Here is a 16357-nt window from a genome sequence, read left to right as displayed (position 1 = left end):
ACGAACGATTACCAGAAGCGGTAGTAAATAAAGGCAGTAATACCAATAATACCCGCGGTATGAATGTAATCCCACTTATCTAAGCCGGCAGCTACTTCTTTCATAGTTGCTTTATCTAGGCTTGAGAAAGTAAGACCTTTCAATTGTTCTTCGTCTGCTTGTTTGGTGAAAATACTCACCACAATCATAATCGCAACGACCACGACAAATAGCAGAATACAGTAATATAACCAGTTCATTGTGGTGATCCACGCAAATGATGAACCTGTTAAATCATCTTTAAATGGCAGTAACACTAAGCGGATCATACCAAGCACAAAACCTGATACTAAGCCCACAAAACCCGCTGTTGGAGTGATGCGTTTACTACATAAACCTAGTAAAAATACCGCAGCAATACCTGGTGCAATAAGAGACTGCACACTTTGCAGATATTCATAAAGCACATCGGCAATTAAGCTCATGACGGGTATCCACAGAAGACCTAATACAACAATCACGATAGTGGCAATACGGCCTACTTTCAGAAGGTGCTTCTCAGATGATTCTGGTTTGAATTTCTTATAGAAGTCAATGGTAAATAAGGTTGCTGATGAGTTAAATAATGATGCTAAAGAGCTCATAAGAGCTGCTACTAAACCACCAATTACAATCCCCTTAACGCCGGCTGGTAATAGCTCAGCAACTAAAGTTGGGAAAGCTTGGTCAGCACTTTCATAGCTAATAATACCTTTAACATTCAATGCGTATGCAATCATGCCTGGTACTAAGAAGATAAATACAGGAAGTAATTTTAGGTAACCAGCAAACATGGTACCGCGACGCGCTTCTTTAATGCCTTTTGCAGATAAAACACGTTGTACGATGTATTGGTCGGTACACCAATACCAAAAACCAATAATGAATGAACCAAATACAATGCCAGGCCATGGGAACTCAGCATCTGAAGCACTGCGAATAAGGTGCATATTAGCATCGTTGATACGCTCAACTTCTGCCCAGCCACCTACTTTATCTAGACCAACAACTAATATGACTAAGGAGCCAATAATGAGTACAGGGGTCTGCAACACCGAGGTCCACATAATGGCTTTCATACCGCCAAGTACCGTATAAATACCGGTGATAACCACTAGGCCAATAGCTGAAATCCAGAAGAAGTCGATGCCCCAAATGCTCTCAATACCTAATATTGTTTTAAATGCGATACCGCCGGCATAAACCGTTACCGCAACCTTGGTTAGTACATAACTAATCAATGAGATAACAGATAAGAAGGTACGTGATTTAGAGTTAAAGCGGCGCTCTAAGAATTCAGGCATGGTGTAGACTTTACTACTCCAATAGAAAGGCACGAAAATCCAACCGAGCAGTAGAATGATCCACGATTGCATCTCCCAGTGAGCCAGTGCCATACCCGATTGTGCACCTGAACCTGAAAGGCCCACTAAATGTTCCGAGCCAATGTTCGATGCGAAAATAGAGGCACCAATCACTAACCAACTTGCATTACGACCCGCTAAAAAGTAATCAGCGGTGTCTTCTTCTTTTTGTCGCATAGACATCACGACAACGCCTAGTAACAGGACAAAAAATCCTGCTAGCACTGCCCAGTCTAAGGTACTTAGTTCGACCATCGTGTGTTCCACCTAATTTAGAAAGAGAATTTTGCTTTTTTAGTTGTTGAATAAAAATATTATATTATAAATAGGTTAAGTGAAAGAGATTTGTTAAAATAAGGTGACAGTCTGTAGGTGAAATGATGACTATGTTGTTCGAAATATAGACACTTGTATTAGGTTGTTTTTTGCTTGTTATTGATTTTAATCAATTATTTCCAGGATGACGGAATAGCTTTATAGATGTATCATATTACTCAGATCTTTTGAGGAACACACATGGCGCGTTTAGAAAATTTAAACCTATCACAACAAGTTACCAATGAGCTTGGTAAAGCAATTATTGTTGGTGATTATAACACTGAAACGGGGCTACCAACCGAAGCACAACTTTGTGAAGTGTATGGTATTAGCCGCACAGCTGTTCGTGAAGCAGTGAAAATGCTTGCTGCAAAAGGACTGATTTCTTCTCGTCCACGACAAGGTATTCGTGTTGAGTCGGCGGAGAACTGGAACTTATACGACACAAGCGTATTAAAATGGTTGTTAGAAAGCAGCCCATCACTTTACGTACTTAAAGAATTTCTACAAGTGCGCTTGGCGATTGAGCCACAAGCAGCAGCACTTGCAGCAAGAAAAGGCGACCAAGCAGCCATTGCAGAAATTAAAATGGCACTAGATAAAATGCAAGCGGCAGCAGAAGAGCCAGAAGGCGTAATGCATGAGCCAGATCTTGCCTTCCACACAGCAATTTTACATGCCAGTGGTAACCGTTTTTTCTATCAATTACGTGATTTTATTCGCACCGCATTACATGTGAGTATTCAACATACTACACCTGCTAAGGGCAATAAAAAGGCTATCGCTGAAGAGCACTTTAAAGTGTATAACGCGATTGCGAGCGGCGACCCTGAGCGTGCTAAAAACATGATGACGTACATGATTGATGAAGCAATGGCGTTTATTGAAAAAGAAATCGCCGAAAAAGAAGCGGCTCAATAAGTATCACTTTTTGACGTTGTAATTACTTTAAAACAAAAGGTTATCATGCCAAATTCGAACGAGCTAAAAACAGTTTACCCAAGCCTTGCTGGTAAGAGTGTGTTTATTACTGGTGGTGCATCGGGAATTGGTGAAGTAATGGTAACGCGGTTCTGCGAGCAGGGCGCGAAAGTCACCTTTGTTGATATTGCAACTGAGCAAAGCGATGCGTTATGCGCAAAATTAGCTGGCAAATATGAGTTTGACCCGCAGTTTATCCATTGCGATATTCGTGATGTTGAAGCCTTAAAAGCGGCCATTGAGCAAACTCGTCAGCAACAGGGTGACATAGGTGTGTTAATTAATAACGCAGCCGATGACACCCGTCATGCCGCTGAAAATATGGATGTGAAATATTGGGAAGATAAGTTTGCCGTTAACTTGCGCCCGTGTTTCTTTTCATCGCAAGCTGTGGTTGAACAGATGCAGCGTTTAGGTGGTGGTAGCATTATTAATATGGGGTCGGTTAGTTGGCGTATTAAGCAAACAGGTATGCCTGCCTACACAACTGCCAAAGCGGGGATTGAAGGTTTAACCCGTTCATTAGCTGCTTCATATGGTAAAGACAATATTCGTGTGAATTCACTGGTTCCGGGTTGGGTGATGACAGAGCGCCAAATCACTCATTGGCTAACCCCAGAAATGATTGAAGATGTTCGTTTAAGTCAGTGTATTAACGAAACAATTCAACCAGACCATGTGGTAAATGCGGCATTGTTTTTGGCCGCTGATGACAGCCGAATGATGACAGCACAATCATTGATAGTGGATGCAGGTTGGACATAATTTTGCGAAACAATCGCAAAACAACTAGCTTGCAATAAAAATTTTTACATAATTCAAATGATACTATAATAATAAAATATGGGTTATAGAATCAACAGAGCTCATACTTAGGAAGGTGGTAAGAAAGTTTGACCGACTTTGTACTTGTTTATTTAATTCTGATTATTGGCGCTTGCCTGCAAAGTGTTATTGGCTTTGGTCTAGGCATGCTATGTGTGCCTGTGCTTTACTGGCTTATGCCAGAGCTGGTGCCTGGGCCAATGATTCTGAATGCGCTGTTTTTAACGTCGGTGTTAATGATTAAACACCGCGGCGCGATAGACATGAAACAAACAGGCATTTCCATTATTGGTGGTGCAGTGGGAGTTATCTTTGCTGCTGTGGTGATGTGGTATGTCAATGCGAAGCAGTATCAACTCTTGCTAGGAGTGAGTATTTTGGTAGTGGTGGCATTGTCTATCATAGGTATGAAACCAAAAATTTCCACCATTACAAGCTTACTCGCGTCAATGTCGTCGGGCTTTTTAGGTACCACAACGTCAGCCGGTGGTGCGCCAATGGGGCTACTCTATCAAGCTGAAGATAAAGACAAAATTAAAGCAAACCTGAGTGCCTTTTTTGTATTTATAAACTTGTTTGGCATTATTGTATTGATGCTGACAGGCTCTGCCGATATGGCTGATGTAAAGCTGTTCTTTTTCTGCTTACCCGCTATTTTAATTGGCTGGGGCTTGTCGTTTGTGATCAACAATAACCTCAATGAAAAGGCCATTCGCGGCATCATCTTGCTGGTTGCTGGCTTATCTGGTCTAGCACTTATTTTCATACACAGATAGAATGAGAATAGTTCAGCAGTTTGTGTAATGAAGCCTATGCTCGATGACACCATTAAAGTAATCATTTCTAGCCAATGCCAATTAGGTGAAGGTGCCTATTTTGCAAAGGCGCATAACTGTTTATTTTGGGTCGATATTTTAGGGCAGCGTTTGTTTCGTTTGCATTGCCAATCAATGCGCGTCAGCCAGTTTACCATGCCAGAACCAATTTGTTGGGTGATGGAAACCGAGCAAGCAGAGTTAGTTGCAGGCTTTGCTAAAGGCGTTTATAAGCTTAATAGTGAAGACTTTAGCCGCGAACTTCTTTACTCAATCGATCACGAACCCTCACAAAACCGCTTAAACGATGGTAAAACGTCTCGCCAAGGCTTTGGTTTTTTTGGCTCAATGGACTCTCAAGAGCAAACCAATAGTGGCAAGTTATACCGTTTTGGTCATGGTCAGGCTCCGACAGCAGTTGATCATGACTACACCATTAGCAATGGGCCTGCGGTAAGTAAAAATGGCCAGTTTCTATATTCTACAGACTCAGATAAACAAACAATCTACCGCTTCACTCTGAATGAGCATGGCGAGCTTGCTGATAAACAAGAGTTTATTCGCTTTACTGACAATATGGGTTTTCCTGATGGCATGACCGTTGATAGCGAAGATCATCTGTGGGTTGCTGCATGGAATGGTTATGGCGTGTATCGTTTTGCCCCAAACGGTGAGCAAGTACAGTTTATTCGCTTACCCGCACCGCGTGTTACGAGTGTCGCATTTGTAGGTGAAGAGCTCACGCATCTGGCAGTGACAACTGCGGCAGTAGGGCTAGAAGACTCAGTGCTCGCTGATTACCCTCACAGTGGTGGCGTGTTTATTCTCGAGCCGGGCGTTAAAGGTATTGCTGAAACGCCCTTGAAGCTATAGGTTTTCCATTACTTGATAACGCAACTCGCCAATAAACGAGCGTGCTGCAGGACCCAGTTTGTCACCGTCTTTAAAGAGTAAATGTAACTTAGCGCTGCGACTGCTGTTATGGGTTAAATTAAGTGCTTTCATTTGCCCTGCCGCAAGTTGTTTTTCTATCGCGACTTTTGGTAACCACGCAAAGCCCAGTCCATTACTGATCATATCAATTGAAGTGCGTAAATGAGTAACAGTCCAGCGTTGATCGGCACCTAACCAGCCACCATCTTGTTTGTGTTTATTCGCTGAATCGCGAACTACAATTTGGCGGTGTGATTTTAAATCTTCGAGTGTGATTTCACGCTCTATCTCATGCAAGGGGTGATCTGGATGTGCTACAGCAATAAACTCGATATCACATAACTCTTCGTGAAAGTTTGCTGCAATTGGAAAGCCGGTAATGGCAATATCAACCTGATCGTTTTCGAGCAGCTCATTGCCCCCCATTAGCACAGATTCATGCAGCTCAATACGCAGTTGCGGGTATTGCGATGACGTGTCGTTAAGTACTTTATAAAGCAGTTGTTGTGGGAAAATAGCATCAACAGCAATGCGTAACTTACTTTCGATACCTTCACCCAAGGTTTGCCCAATGGCCTCAACTTTAGCTGCCTCATCAAGTAAGTAATTAGCACGGCGCAGCATCATTTCGCCGGCTTCAGTGAGCACGGTTTTACGGCCTTGAATGCTGAATAACTTTACATCGAGTGCAGATTCAATTTTGCCAACTGCATTATGAATACTCGACTGGCTTTTATGAATACCTTGTGAGGCTTGGTTAAAGCCTCCAAATTCAACAACAGCACGAAACATGCGCCACTGTTCTAGCGTAATTCTTAGCATGATGTTCCTTTGCTTACTTAACTACCTAATAGTACCTGTAAATGCTGAAAAAGTTTACTTTTTAGGTGAGGGCAACTCAATATACTCAAGCTCATCACCGGGAATTTTAGCAAAACGCTGTGCTTGCCAATCTTGTTTTGCTTGCTCGATGCGCTCTTTGCTGTAAGCAACAAAATTCCAGTGTAAATACGGGACTTTATTGAATTTACTGCCACCGAGTAAAATAAAGCGGCTGTGCACCAGTGTCGTTATTTCGTGTTCGCTGTCATCAAGTAGCACAAAGTCGCCTTGGGTATAGCGAGTATCACCCACACTAATTTCACCATAAATAACATATACAGCGGTTTCATGGTGAGGATACGGCTTAGTTATATGGCTACCTTGCTCTGCTACCGTATCGACATAAAACATCGGTGAGTAGCTTTTCACAGGGGAGCTTAAGCCATAGGCATCACCGACAATGAGTCGCATCAGCACGCCTTTTTCGATTTTCTCAGGCAATTGCTGTTTTTTGATATGTTCAAAACGCGGTGCTATTTCGGTCATACTCTCAGGTAAAGCAACCCAGCATTGCAGACCATTAATGTCGTGCTCGCTCGCCCGCACTTCAAGGCTTTCTCTTTCTGAGTGCACTATACCGCGACCTGCGGTCATCCAGTTAACATCGCCGGGTTCTATTTGCAGGCTATTACCTAGCGAATCGCGATGGTAAATATTGCCAGTAAATAAATAAGTGAGCGTTGATAGGCCAATATGAGGGTGAGGCTTCACATTTATGCCTTCACCGCGAGGAAAGTGATTTGGCCCCATGTGGTCAAAAAAGATAAATGGGCCAACCATTTTTTTGTCAAAATGAGGCAAGATGCGTTTTACATCGAGCCCACCAATATCATGGCTGGTTGCTGTTAATAACGTTGCCATATTCGCGCCCTCTTAAAAACAAATTCAGCCAATAACCTAGGTTATTGGCTGGGATAAATGTTATGCCTGACTACGTTTTAACACTAGTTGATCTAGGCTGATTTTGCCTGCACCAACACTGGCTAATGCTAAAAAGCCGCCTGCCATTGCAATGTTTTTGTAGAACATTAAAAATTGCATTTGATCATCAAGCTGAAAGTGGAATAACAAAGCACTAACTAGGCTGAAACCAGCAAAAGCGACAGCGGTAAGTTGTGTTAAAAAGCCCAGTAAAATAAATAACCCGCCAACAATTTCAAAAGCAATCACAAATGGCAGTAAGAACTCTGGTAAGCCTACTGATGCCATGTACTGTGCAGTTGCATCAAAGAATTCTATTTTGCTAAAGCCGGTTAGTAAAAAGATGGCCGATAAACCAATACGTGCCAATAAAGTGCTAATATTTTGTAAGAGTGGTTGAGCTGAGATTAAAGTAAAAAGTTTCATAGTAGGTATCCTGTTTAGTTAAGCAGTGTGTCTGCGATGGAGTAACTATAAGTTCACTTTAAAAGAATTAAAAATTGTAAAATTAGCGCTTATCATTCTTTAAAAAAGAATTTAAAATGAGGTTGAATATGAAGTTGTTGTTATTAATAGGGTTTTGTTTTTCGGTGGCTACAAGTAGCTTGGTGTTTGCCGAAAAAAATTTACCAAATAGTCGTCATTATGAGTTGCTAGTTTCAGATATTGCGGTGCAGCAAAGCTGGCAAGTTAAAGACACAATTAAAGGTTATGAGATGCTGGAATATCAAATTAACCTTAATAAAGGCACTACTTTAAAGGTTGATTTTGCTCCATCAAATTCAAGCAACTACTTTAATATTTTACCAAAAGGCAACCCAACTGCTTTGTTTGTTGGCCCGGCAAAAGGTGATCATGCCGAGATTAAAATTCCTGATAATGGCGATTATGTGATTCGGGTGTTTTTGATGCGCAATGCTGCGCGACGTGATGAACAAAGTGAATTTACAGCAGATATTAGCGTCGTAAAAAGTACATTAAAAGGCATGCATCCAAGCTGGGATGTCGATGGTGATGGGGTAAATGATTGCGAGAAAGACGGTAGCTGCGATCACACGGTTGACTACAGCCTTCCTCGAAAGTCGAATTAGGCCTTTGCTAAGGCCTAATCAGCATATTATTCAGGCGCTACTTCAAGCGTTGTGAATAATGAGTAACGAACGTTATCGATATCTGCTTCTGCTGGTTTTTGATCAACAGATGCTTCAATCAAATACATATCGGCGTGAGCGAATGTCACAGTAAAGAAACCTTCTTTATCGGTTGTTACTTTAACTTCGTCACGCTCATTACGGTAGCGAGCACTACCACGAACAATAGCAAGCTCAACGTCAGCAGCTGGTTTGCCATCCATTAGCAATTGGAACTTAGCTTCTTCACCAGCAAACAGGTCGTTCGGGTGAGTAGGGCCTGAAATTTCTAAGCCCTGACCAAGCAATGTTGGCTTAGAAGTACCATTACGGCTAACAAAAGTATCAACAGTTGCGATTGATTTTACAGTGCGCACGTCGGTTGCGCCTGCTGGTAGGTCTGCTTCTTTTTTACCTGCGAAAACACGGCCGCGATTGCCGTCTTTATCTTTATAGAAAGTCATTAGCATTGGCTTTTGCTGCATAGCAATATGGTAAGTACCATCTTGCGTTAAGCTCACTGCCGCTGAGTTTTTGCGTTTTAAATAGTATGCACGAATCGTTTCTTCAACCGGCTTACCATTTGGAGCAAGGGCAATTAATAAGTTGTCGTCATACTCTGCGCCTTTTTGTTTTGGGCGGTATGCTTTATCTGGGCTAAACAACTCATTAGAAATACTCGCATCGATCATCACATAGTGAGTTTTATCACCAGATAAAGAAGTGTGAGATGGCATTAACCAACGGGCATGTGCTTGTGCATAGCCAGATGCAATTGCTGTGAAGGTCACGGCGCCGATCAGCGCCGTTTTTAATAATTTTAATTTCATTGTTTGTCCTTAATTACTGGTAATGGTAACAAAGCTAGTCGCGAACTCTTTTTCGCCTTTAATTGTGACTTTGCCGTCTTTCGTTAAGTCGATTTCAACGCGGGTGTAATCTCGGCCACCTTCTTCACGTACAACTTCAACATTTAGTAGGTAGCTACCAGGTTTAACTGGGTTGCCCTTTAAATCTTTACCTTGCCACTCAATGGTGTAAGTGCCTGGGCGTTTTGTTGCGCCAGTTACACCATCAAAGCTGTCGTTGCTACGGCCTGCTTTTCGCCACCACTGACGTAAGTCTTTAAACCATTCAGCTTTTTCGACCCAAAGTGCAATAGTGGTAACGTGTTTACGCTCAGGTGTTTCTAGCCAAAGCGCCACGTAAGGGCGATGATATGGAGAAACATCTAGCTCAGGTAAGGTAAATTCAACGGTTAGGTTGGGATCTTTTGCAAAGCTCAGAGGGCTGAACAAACAGCCAATTAGTAGAGCAACGAGTAAGTGGGCTTTTTTCATTAAGATACTCCTTTAAGTTGAGGCACCCAAACTAGATAAATAACCAAAGGCGTGGCAACACCAAGCAGCGTTAACCAAAGGCCTGCGGCACGTTTTTTACGGTTTTGAAAGAGAATAAATAATCCGGTAATAGCAAACAGAATCATCAAAACAGCTGAGATATCAATCACCCAGCTCCATGCTTCGCCTGTATGGCGGCCCTTGTGTAAGTCACCAATCAGACTCATAAAGCCACCAGTTTGATAATCAATATTAAGTTCACCGGTTTGAAAATCGATTTCGGCATAGGCAAAGCCAGCCGGAAGCGGGTAGTCGAGCATTACCAAGGCATCTTCTTTTTCCCACTCAATACTTTTTACATTGCTGAGTGAAAACTGCTGTTGCATGTATTGCTCTATTTCAGGGTAAAGGCTTGGTAATGTGTCGAGGTTTGCTTGTGCTTTTTCGAATAGCTCTGCAGAAACAAGTAGTTGGTTCTGACCATTATGTTTATCATTTTCGAGCCAACTAACGTGGTTAAGAATGATGCCACTGACACAAAATAAAATAAGCAAAAAGAATAAGGCCGTTGAAAGGTATATGTGTAAGGCGCGGCTAACGCTATAAAAGCTGCGTTTGTTAAATGAGAACATAATGCGGTTTATTCGTTAAAGATACAAATATGATAATGATTTGTATTACTGATAACAAGCAGGTTTACGTTCTTTACATTTCTTTGTGCTAGAAATGAATAGCGAGATACGCCATCACTGCTAGTTGCGAACTGAGAAAACAAGCAAGCAACATCAAGCGCATCTGTGTGGTTATATTAACTTGAATTAGAGTTGGTTTATTTGGCTCAGATGGGCGGTTAATTAAATAGGCTAATACGCTCAATTCAATCACTGCTACTAAATACATCACCCAAATTGGCGCGGCACTTAGTAGTAAAAAAGCATATCCGATAGCCATACCAAAACCTGCTAATAACTTAGCACGGGTAGGGACAACCTTATGCTCTTGCCAAAACCTTAACGGTTGGCCGTATCTGGGGTGGTTTAGCAGCCAGGCAGAAAGCTTGGGTGATGAGCGGGTAAAGCACGCCAATGCTAGTATAAAAAAGATAGTCGTCGGCATCACAGGTAATGCAATACCTATGATACCTAAACCCACCATCAATAACCCGAGTAATTGATAGCAGCCATTTTTATAGGCGGTAAACGCCGCTCTCACATTCATCAATAAAGCTGGGCCTGATAAAACTTAAATCGTTGCAGTGCTTGCTCGGCACCCTCTATCAAGGTGGCTTGTTGCTGTTCACAGAGCTCAAGGTTATCAATAAGATGATTTAGTTGACAGTCTTTAGAGTATTCACTTGCTTTAGCAAGGTAGCGTGCACCACGTTGATTATTTAACTTTAGCTCAGCTTCTACCTGTTTGCCTAATGTAGCTGCAGAAAATTGCGCTCCTTCAATTACATACAGCCAACCAAGTACATAGGCAAAGTCGGCATTTTGAAAGCGGCAGGGGTACTGTTGATGATTTGGTAATGGGTGCTTTAAATCGTCTAAGTCCTGCTTGATTAAAGATAATCGCGTACGATCATGTAAGTTATCTATATATTGATGTAAATCAGCATGCTCGTAGAGGCCTTTTAATTCTAACTGGTAGACATACTGTAAGGTTAAAAACTTTTTATAGTTATCTAAATCAGCACTAGGCGCTAACGCTAATAAATGATGATCAATATCATCGGTTATGATGCTTATCGTTTGTTTTAGCTTTTCAGCTCGAGAAAGTAGCTCGAGTATTGGCATGAATATGTTCCTCAGCAACGTCTTTAGAGTAAATGCACGGGGTAGTTGATGTTGTCATAGGGTTATACCCATAATTTCTAAGTGATAATCAGGCAAAGCTGCTATACAGCTTTTAACAATAAACCGGGCTTAGAATGATTCTATATAATAATGATTTTCATTTGTATAGCCAGAAAATGTTTTTACTAAAGGTACAGATCGGACCTGAATATTCTTTGTTTTGTGTTTGTAACGTTTTATCAATACTCCAAAGCTACATTATAAAAAAGTAAAAAAGCATGGAGGTGTTTGACTGTGAAGTTTAGTTCCAACATGCTTTATAGCATGTACTAAGCGATACTTGATGGTCGTGTAAGGATATATGTCACAATAAGAATCTTTATAAAACCAATCATGAAAACCAGCCATAGAGCGGGTTCTGCTAAGGCTAATAATGAGAAACTAAAACATATACACGTTACTGCCATGAGCTTTGCTTTGACAGGTATTACTTTGTTTTCTTGCCATAAACGCAATGTTAATCCAAAGCGAGGGTGGTTAAGTAACTGCTTTGCATGTGTTGGTGAAGCATGACTAAAGCACACTAAGGCAAGTATAAAAAAAATCGTTGTTGGCATAATAGGCAAAGCCATACCTACAACACCTAGAGCTACTAAAGTAAACCCACTTAGTTTTAGTGTGGTTTGTTTGTACCTTATTAGTCGAAGGTTAAATTTCATGAATACACTTGGCTTTGAAATTGTTGAAAGCGTGTAAAGGCTTGGCGAGCACCTTCAATTAGAGCAGCTTCTTGGGCTTGTGTTAGCTCTAACGTGTCTATTAGTTGTGTGAGTTCTCGCCATGCACTTCCTCGACCTGCTCCAGGTCCTTTCAAATATCGAGCGCCATGGTTAGCATCGAAGTTTAGCTGTGCCTCTACTTGCTTACCAAGCATAGCAGCTCCAACTTTTGAGCCCTCAACAACATAGAGCCAACCTAAAGCGGTAGCAAAATTTGTCTCATGGGTGATAGAAGGTTCTAAAGGGGTTTCTGGTAATGCGTATTTCAGGTCTTGAAAGTCCTGTTCTAATAAAGACAAGCGACGACGTGCGATTAGATCATTTATATGCTTAGCAAGTTCTGGGTGTTCGTATAATGCACTGACATCTTTCAAGAAGTTGTACTGTAAACTTAAAAATAATATATAGCTGCTTGTATCGGCAAATGGGTTTTGGGCCATGATGCTTTTATCGACATTATTGTGCACATCAGTCGTTGCTGTTTTTAGTGCTTGAGATCGCGAATGTTCAGTAATGGTAAGAGACATGTTTACTCCATAGATAAAGCACATTGCAGTGAAAAATGATCGCTGCAATGTATAAGGTAAAATAAGAACTTAAAGTTTGATTTCTAGGCCAAGAGTAATGGTCTTTCCAGGCTCGGGCATGGCGACAATAGAACCCGTTGAAACTTTATATTGGTCAGTTAGATTAGTTACAGATGCATAGCCACTCAGGCTTTCGTTGAACGTGTAATCAAGGTAAAAATCTAATTGATAACCAGATGGGATATACTCAAGTGCATCAACACCTGTTGATGATAAGAAGCCGCCAGGATGGCGCTTATCGGTATGCTTTTTATAAATAAAACCTGTATCTAATGAATCATCAAACAAGGTTGCACCGATATTGACGATGTAACTCTTTTCAGGAGGAATTCGCAACGGGGTTAAACTGCCTAAAAAGCCTTCACTATTACAACGTTCAGCACCGCCAATATCTGCCAATTCATTTGAACACATCTCTACGTCTTGGTAATTGATCATTGATGCAGATGCATAGAGGTACTGACTTTTATAATCTAGTTTTAACTCGATACCGGGAAGGGTGAATGAGTCATAGTTTGTAAATGCATAGGTGCGTTGCCAAGAATACGCTTCAGGATCCTTGTTGGGTAGGTTCGCCGTAGCAAGCATATCTTTTATTTCAGTGTGGAATAGGCTGAAATTGAAAGTAAAGTTATCATTGGTTGCGATGATGTCACTAAATGTGCTTTCAATATTCAATTCGTATGAATTTGTTCGCTCAGGAGTAATTGGGTAGCCGGGTGAGAAAGAAAACACCTCATTAGAAACGGTTCCCTCGTATAAACTCGGCATTCGATATGCCTTACTATACTTAGCAGATACAAATGTGTTGCCAATCAGAAGATATGAAGCTTGCAAGGTTAAATCTAGTTTAGCATCAAAGTTATGCTCTAATTCAGCTTGGCGGTCTTCAATTTTGGCATCATGAAGGTTCATGTTTAATAGAAGTTCTAAGTCATTAAAATCTAATTGCGCATTAGCAAAAAAACTATTTGAGGTTCGCTTACCATCACGTGATGTAGGGTATTTTGTATAGAAGGTGTCTTCATAACCTTCTTTTGGTTTTAATTCTTCAGACTGCCACGCGTAGCCAGTGGTCAAGGTTGTAGGGATCTGGCTGGCAATTTTAAAGCTTGATACATTATAAGCACTAAAGCCTGAACGAGTATTTGCATACTGGTGGGTATATTGTAATGCGTTTGAACCTAGGTTGCTTGCCAATGCATTGTATTGATCTAATTTTGCATGCGTGTTCCAAAGGTTCACTTTCAAATCGATAAGTGAGTTGTTCGTTGGTAAGTAGTGGTAAATAGCACTGATACTATTTACATGTGCTGTACCAAGTTGCCATTGTGGCATTGCCTCTTCACCTGCAGGAATTTCTTCCCATGTGCCGTCAGGTAGGCGGCGGTAATCACCTTCTTCATATTTATGCCAATAAGAAGCGAGCATTTCCCCTGCGGCTTGCTGATGATGGCGGGTATTGACTTCGAGAGTGTGTTCATCGGTAAACTCATAACTAAATTTAGCTAAGTAAGATTCACTTTCAAAGCTCGTATTAACGACTTCTGCGCCAGGTGATACCGGAGGGTGAATTTCAAAAGTACTCAGCCAGCCCTCAACAACTTCAACAAAATCTTCATAACCATTACTACCAGCAAAGTAGTTGCCGACCTTTTTGTCACTAAAAGCAAGTACTGCGCTGAAGTCATCATTTTTATAAGCTGTAGCTAGAACCATTGACCCGTTTTCAAAGTCTGTACTGTTATGGCTTGGCGCTACTTGGTAATACTCTTGCTCTACAGGGTCATCACTTACTTTTGGCATGGAGTTGTTGTTGTATGTTTTTAGTTTTACTAATGCGCCTAAATTTTGACCTTCCTTTAAAATATCAGCAGGATTTAAAGTGCTCATACTGACTGTGCCACCGATAGCGCCTGCGCTAAATGGTGAGGCTTTTGCCGTAGGGCCTTTTTCGACATTCACTGTACTGATCAGGTCTGAGTCAATGTAAGTGCGATCAGAGGTGCCCATATAACCGCGGTTAGTGTGAGTAGACTGTAAGCTACCATCAATAAAAATGGGAACTCGGCCTTCACCCTGTACGCCTCGGATGCCCACGTCTAATGCACCTGCTTCGTTACGAATATTATTCGCCTCAATTCCTGAAAAAGTTGAAAAAATATCAGAGTTTGAAAGGCCGCTTGTGCGGTCCATCTCTTCTCGAGTTATTTTTAATTGCGTACCTTTTACTACGATAACTTCTATATCTTTTTGTTTTTCTGTTAAATCATTAGAGACAGCGCTGTCTTTATCGGTAGTAGAAGAGGTTGAGTTTTTTGAATTGGTCGACTTTATAACAATACTGTTATCGATTACTTCTGCTCGAATAGCTGTATTCTTAAGAGCGACTTCTAAAGCATCATATACTGATTTTTGGCCATGTATTGAAGGAGCGACAATACCTTCTAATATTTTTGCATCAGCAATAAGGTTCATGTTCGCTTGCTGTGCTAGCTGGTTAAGTGAGTTACTTAATGATTGCTCAGCAATGTTAAAAGTAAATACCGCTCTATCTTGAGCGGCAAGGGGAGCGCTTAGGGCTAACCCAAGTGCAAATGCCAAAGGTGATAATTTAGTGGTTAAAGAGTAAGGGGTTTTCATTCATTTACATCCAAGTAATTAACTAACTAAAATGAAAACGAATGAGAATGAGAATCCCTCAATAAAAACTTTATAAATTATAGTTTTTTTATAACTATCTGATCTTTTTCTGTTTTTATTTTAACAGGAATTACATGGGGTAATAATTTTAAAAAATTATCCAATTCTGAGGCATTAAATGTTCCAGACAAAGGTAGTTGGCTCAATTCATTACTGGCAAATTTAAATTCTCTGTCATGGTATCGGTTGAACTCTACAAAAACTTCATTGAGAGGTGTATTGTCAAAAATTAGTCGCCCATGTTGCCATGCATCAATAAGAGTTGGGTTGATATTTTCAACAGAGATACCTTGCTCATTAACATAAGCTTGCTGACCTTGTATTAGTTCAACGATATGCTGATTATTTTGAACCTTGACTCTACCATGCGAGACGAGAATGCGTGTGTTTAATGGTTTTTTATCAACTGTAAACCTAGTACCTAACACGGTTATTTTAGTGGTATCTGTATTGACGATAAATGGTCGCTTGGGGTTTGTCGTGACATCAAATAAGGCTCGCCCTTTTACTAAGGTATTTGAGCGAATGTGCTCATTAAAATTAATGTTTAGGTTTGTTTGTGCATCTAAATATAGCTTAGAGCCTTCTGGTAGGTTTACTTTAAGCTGCTCACCAACTGCTGAGCTATATTGAGCACTGTAATCGCTGCTTTCAGTATGGGGCAATAATGTGAAACTGATCAGGCTTATCATGAATATCGCTAAGCATGCTGCTGTTGCCATCCATACATTTGCTTGTGAAAAACGAAAGACTTTTGATGTAGATAGGTTCTCAATTTCTTGTTCTGAAAACTGTGCTAACAAGCCGTCTATTTGTTTACTTTCTTCGAAAATAGTCTTGTGATCAGGGTTAAGTGAAAGCCAATACTGAAATTGCTCTTCTTGTTCTGTAGTAAAGCCACACTTTTGCTGTTCTAGCCACTTATTTGCTTGCTCTTGCAATAATGTTTGCTGACGGTCCATTGT

The 16357-nt window shown here is 40.9% G+C and carries 17 protein-coding genes and 1 pseudogene; 5 read left to right on the top strand and 13 right to left on the bottom strand.

The genetic code is table 11. From position 1 onward, the window contains the following. Positions 1 to 8 precede the first annotated feature (8 nt). Complete coding sequence (locus PASHI_RS16195) at positions 9 to 1637, bottom strand: sodium:solute symporter (protein WP_055020596.1); 1629 nt, start codon at positions 1635 to 1637, stop codon at positions 9 to 11. Positions 1638 to 1898: 261 nt separating this feature from the next. On the opposite strand from PASHI_RS16195, the gene PASHI_RS16190 reads away from it, so the two are divergent. From PASHI_RS16190 to PASHI_RS16175, 4 genes are all read left to right on the top strand, one after another. Continuing rightward, entirely contained in the window at positions 1899 to 2621 is a 723-nt protein-coding gene (locus PASHI_RS16190; protein WP_062566343.1) for a FadR/GntR family transcriptional regulator, read from the top strand. Positions 2622 to 2666: 45 nt separating this feature from the next. Next, on the top strand, positions 2667 to 3446 hold the full coding sequence (locus tag PASHI_RS16185) for an SDR family NAD(P)-dependent oxidoreductase (protein ID WP_054562977.1): 780 nt from the start codon (positions 2667 to 2669) through the stop codon (positions 3444 to 3446). 128 nt (positions 3447 to 3574) lie between these two features. Then, a complete protein-coding gene (locus PASHI_RS16180; RefSeq protein WP_062566342.1) occupies positions 3575 to 4282 on the top strand; it encodes a sulfite exporter TauE/SafE family protein in 708 nt (235 codons plus the stop codon). 27 nt (positions 4283 to 4309) lie between these two features. After that, on the top strand, positions 4310 to 5194 hold the full coding sequence (locus PASHI_RS16175) for an SMP-30/gluconolactonase/LRE family protein (RefSeq protein WP_240701514.1): 885 nt from the start codon (positions 4310 to 4312) through the stop codon (positions 5192 to 5194). Here the strand turns inward: PASHI_RS16175 and PASHI_RS16170 are convergent. The 3 genes from PASHI_RS16170 to PASHI_RS16160 are packed head-to-tail and all read right to left on the bottom strand — an operon-like array spanning position 5189 to position 7483. Then, entirely contained in the window at positions 5189 to 6076 is an 888-nt protein-coding gene (locus PASHI_RS16170; protein ID WP_054562975.1) for a LysR family transcriptional regulator, read from the bottom strand. The two genes, PASHI_RS16175 and PASHI_RS16170, sit on opposite strands and share 6 nt — an antisense overlap. A gap of 54 nt (positions 6077 to 6130) precedes the next feature. Beyond that, complete coding sequence (locus PASHI_RS16165; RefSeq protein ID WP_062566341.1) at positions 6131 to 6997, bottom strand: pirin family protein; 867 nt, start codon at positions 6995 to 6997, stop codon at positions 6131 to 6133. Between the two features lie 60 nt (positions 6998 to 7057). Further along, positions 7058 to 7483 carry a DoxX family protein gene (locus PASHI_RS16160; protein WP_062566340.1) on the bottom strand — a complete coding sequence of 142 codons (426 nt, stop codon included), beginning with the start codon at positions 7481 to 7483 and terminating at the stop codon, positions 7058 to 7060. Positions 7484 to 7611: 128 nt separating this feature from the next. Here PASHI_RS16160 and PASHI_RS16155 point away from each other — a divergent pair, with 128 nt between their 5' ends. After that, positions 7612 to 8148 (top strand): hypothetical protein, encoded by a 537-nt coding sequence (locus tag PASHI_RS16155; RefSeq protein ID WP_062566339.1) that lies wholly within the window; start codon positions 7612 to 7614, stop codon positions 8146 to 8148. Positions 8149 to 8174: 26 nt separating this feature from the next. Here the strand turns inward: PASHI_RS16155 and PASHI_RS16150 are convergent, their stop codons facing one another. The 9 genes and pseudogenes from PASHI_RS16150 to PASHI_RS16110 all read right to left on the bottom strand — a co-directional run bounded on the left by PASHI_RS16150 (position 8175) and on the right by PASHI_RS16110 (position 16354). Then, positions 8175 to 9017 carry a DUF4198 domain-containing protein gene (locus PASHI_RS16150; protein ID WP_062566338.1) on the bottom strand — a complete coding sequence of 281 codons (843 nt, stop codon included), beginning with the start codon at positions 9015 to 9017 and terminating at the stop codon, positions 8175 to 8177. A 9-nt stretch (positions 9018 to 9026) separates the two neighbouring features. Continuing rightward, positions 9027 to 9527, bottom strand: coding sequence for a DUF2271 domain-containing protein (locus tag PASHI_RS16145; RefSeq protein ID WP_055198551.1), 501 nt, complete (start codon positions 9525 to 9527; stop codon positions 9027 to 9029). Then, on the bottom strand, positions 9527 to 10159 hold the full coding sequence (locus PASHI_RS16140) for a PepSY-associated TM helix domain-containing protein (RefSeq protein WP_058586042.1): 633 nt from the start codon (positions 10157 to 10159) through the stop codon (positions 9527 to 9529). The genes PASHI_RS16145 and PASHI_RS16140 overlap by 1 nt, the downstream gene beginning before the upstream one ends. A gap of 196 nt (positions 10160 to 10355) precedes the next feature. Next, positions 10356 to 10745, bottom strand: a pseudogene (locus PASHI_RS16135) (YbaN family protein); the annotation flags it as partial. Then, positions 10745 to 11323, bottom strand: a complete 579-nt coding sequence (locus PASHI_RS16130; RefSeq protein WP_062566337.1) for a biliverdin-producing heme oxygenase — start codon at positions 11321 to 11323, stop codon at positions 10745 to 10747. The gene PASHI_RS16130 and the pseudogene PASHI_RS16135, both read right to left, overlap by 1 nt. Positions 11324 to 11652: 329 nt before the next feature. Beyond that, complete coding sequence (locus tag PASHI_RS16125; RefSeq protein WP_058586044.1) at positions 11653 to 12042, bottom strand: YbaN family protein; 390 nt, start codon at positions 12040 to 12042, stop codon at positions 11653 to 11655. Then, positions 12039 to 12629 (bottom strand): biliverdin-producing heme oxygenase, encoded by a 591-nt coding sequence (locus PASHI_RS16120; protein WP_062566336.1) that lies wholly within the window; start codon positions 12627 to 12629, stop codon positions 12039 to 12041. Before PASHI_RS16120 ends, PASHI_RS16125 begins: the two co-directional genes overlap by 4 nt. Positions 12630 to 12698: 69 nt before the next feature. Beyond that, positions 12699 to 15332, bottom strand: coding sequence for a TonB-dependent receptor plug domain-containing protein (locus PASHI_RS16115; protein WP_062566335.1), 2634 nt, complete (start codon positions 15330 to 15332; stop codon positions 12699 to 12701). 77 nt (positions 15333 to 15409) lie between these two features. After that, complete coding sequence (locus PASHI_RS16110; protein WP_062566334.1) at positions 15410 to 16354, bottom strand: FecR family protein; 945 nt, start codon at positions 16352 to 16354, stop codon at positions 15410 to 15412. Positions 16355 to 16357 lie beyond the last annotated feature (3 nt).

It is taken from the genome of Pseudoalteromonas shioyasakiensis (assembly GCF_001550135.1).
Lineage (GTDB): Bacteria > Pseudomonadota > Gammaproteobacteria > Enterobacterales > Alteromonadaceae > Pseudoalteromonas > Pseudoalteromonas shioyasakiensis.
Note: the sequence above shows the minus strand (reverse complement) of the source record. Positions and strands in the feature narration are given on the sequence as shown.

Excerpts from the sequence above, each read along its gene's own strand:
- PASHI_RS16195 (WP_055020596.1), bottom strand. The coding sequence starts at position 1,637 with ATGGTCGAACTAAGTACCTTAGACTGGGCAGTGCTAGCAGGATTTTTT.
- PASHI_RS16190 (WP_062566343.1), top strand. The coding sequence starts at position 1,899 with ATGGCGCGTTTAGAAAATTTAAACCTATCACAACAAGTTACCAATGAG.
- PASHI_RS16185 (WP_054562977.1), top strand. The coding sequence starts at position 2,667 with ATGCCAAATTCGAACGAGCTAAAAACAGTTTACCCAAGCCTTGCTGGT.
- PASHI_RS16175 (WP_240701514.1), top strand. The coding sequence starts at position 4,310 with ATGAAGCCTATGCTCGATGACACCATTAAAGTAATCATTTCTAGCCAA.
- PASHI_RS16170 (WP_054562975.1), bottom strand. The coding sequence starts at position 6,076 with ATGCTAAGAATTACGCTAGAACAGTGGCGCATGTTTCGTGCTGTTGTT.
- PASHI_RS16165 (WP_062566341.1), bottom strand. The coding sequence starts at position 6,997 with ATGGCAACGTTATTAACAGCAACCAGCCATGATATTGGTGGGCTCGAT.
- PASHI_RS16160 (WP_062566340.1), bottom strand. The coding sequence starts at position 7,483 with ATGAAACTTTTTACTTTAATCTCAGCTCAACCACTCTTACAAAATATT.
- PASHI_RS16155 (WP_062566339.1), top strand. The coding sequence starts at position 7,612 with ATGAAGTTGTTGTTATTAATAGGGTTTTGTTTTTCGGTGGCTACAAGT.
- PASHI_RS16150 (WP_062566338.1), bottom strand. The coding sequence starts at position 9,017 with ATGAAATTAAAATTATTAAAAACGGCGCTGATCGGCGCCGTGACCTTC.
- PASHI_RS16145 (WP_055198551.1), bottom strand. The coding sequence starts at position 9,527 with ATGAAAAAAGCCCACTTACTCGTTGCTCTACTAATTGGCTGTTTGTTC.
- PASHI_RS16140 (WP_058586042.1), bottom strand. The coding sequence starts at position 10,159 with ATGTTCTCATTTAACAAACGCAGCTTTTATAGCGTTAGCCGCGCCTTA.
- PASHI_RS16130 (WP_062566337.1), bottom strand. The coding sequence starts at position 11,323 with ATGCCAATACTCGAGCTACTTTCTCGAGCTGAAAAGCTAAAACAAACG.
- PASHI_RS16125 (WP_058586044.1), bottom strand. The coding sequence starts at position 12,042 with ATGAAATTTAACCTTCGACTAATAAGGTACAAACAAACCACACTAAAA.
- PASHI_RS16120 (WP_062566336.1), bottom strand. The coding sequence starts at position 12,629 with ATGTCTCTTACCATTACTGAACATTCGCGATCTCAAGCACTAAAAACA.
- PASHI_RS16115 (WP_062566335.1), bottom strand. The coding sequence starts at position 15,332 with ATGAAAACCCCTTACTCTTTAACCACTAAATTATCACCTTTGGCATTT.
- PASHI_RS16110 (WP_062566334.1), bottom strand. The coding sequence starts at position 16,354 with ATGGACCGTCAGCAAACATTATTGCAAGAGCAAGCAAATAAGTGGCTA.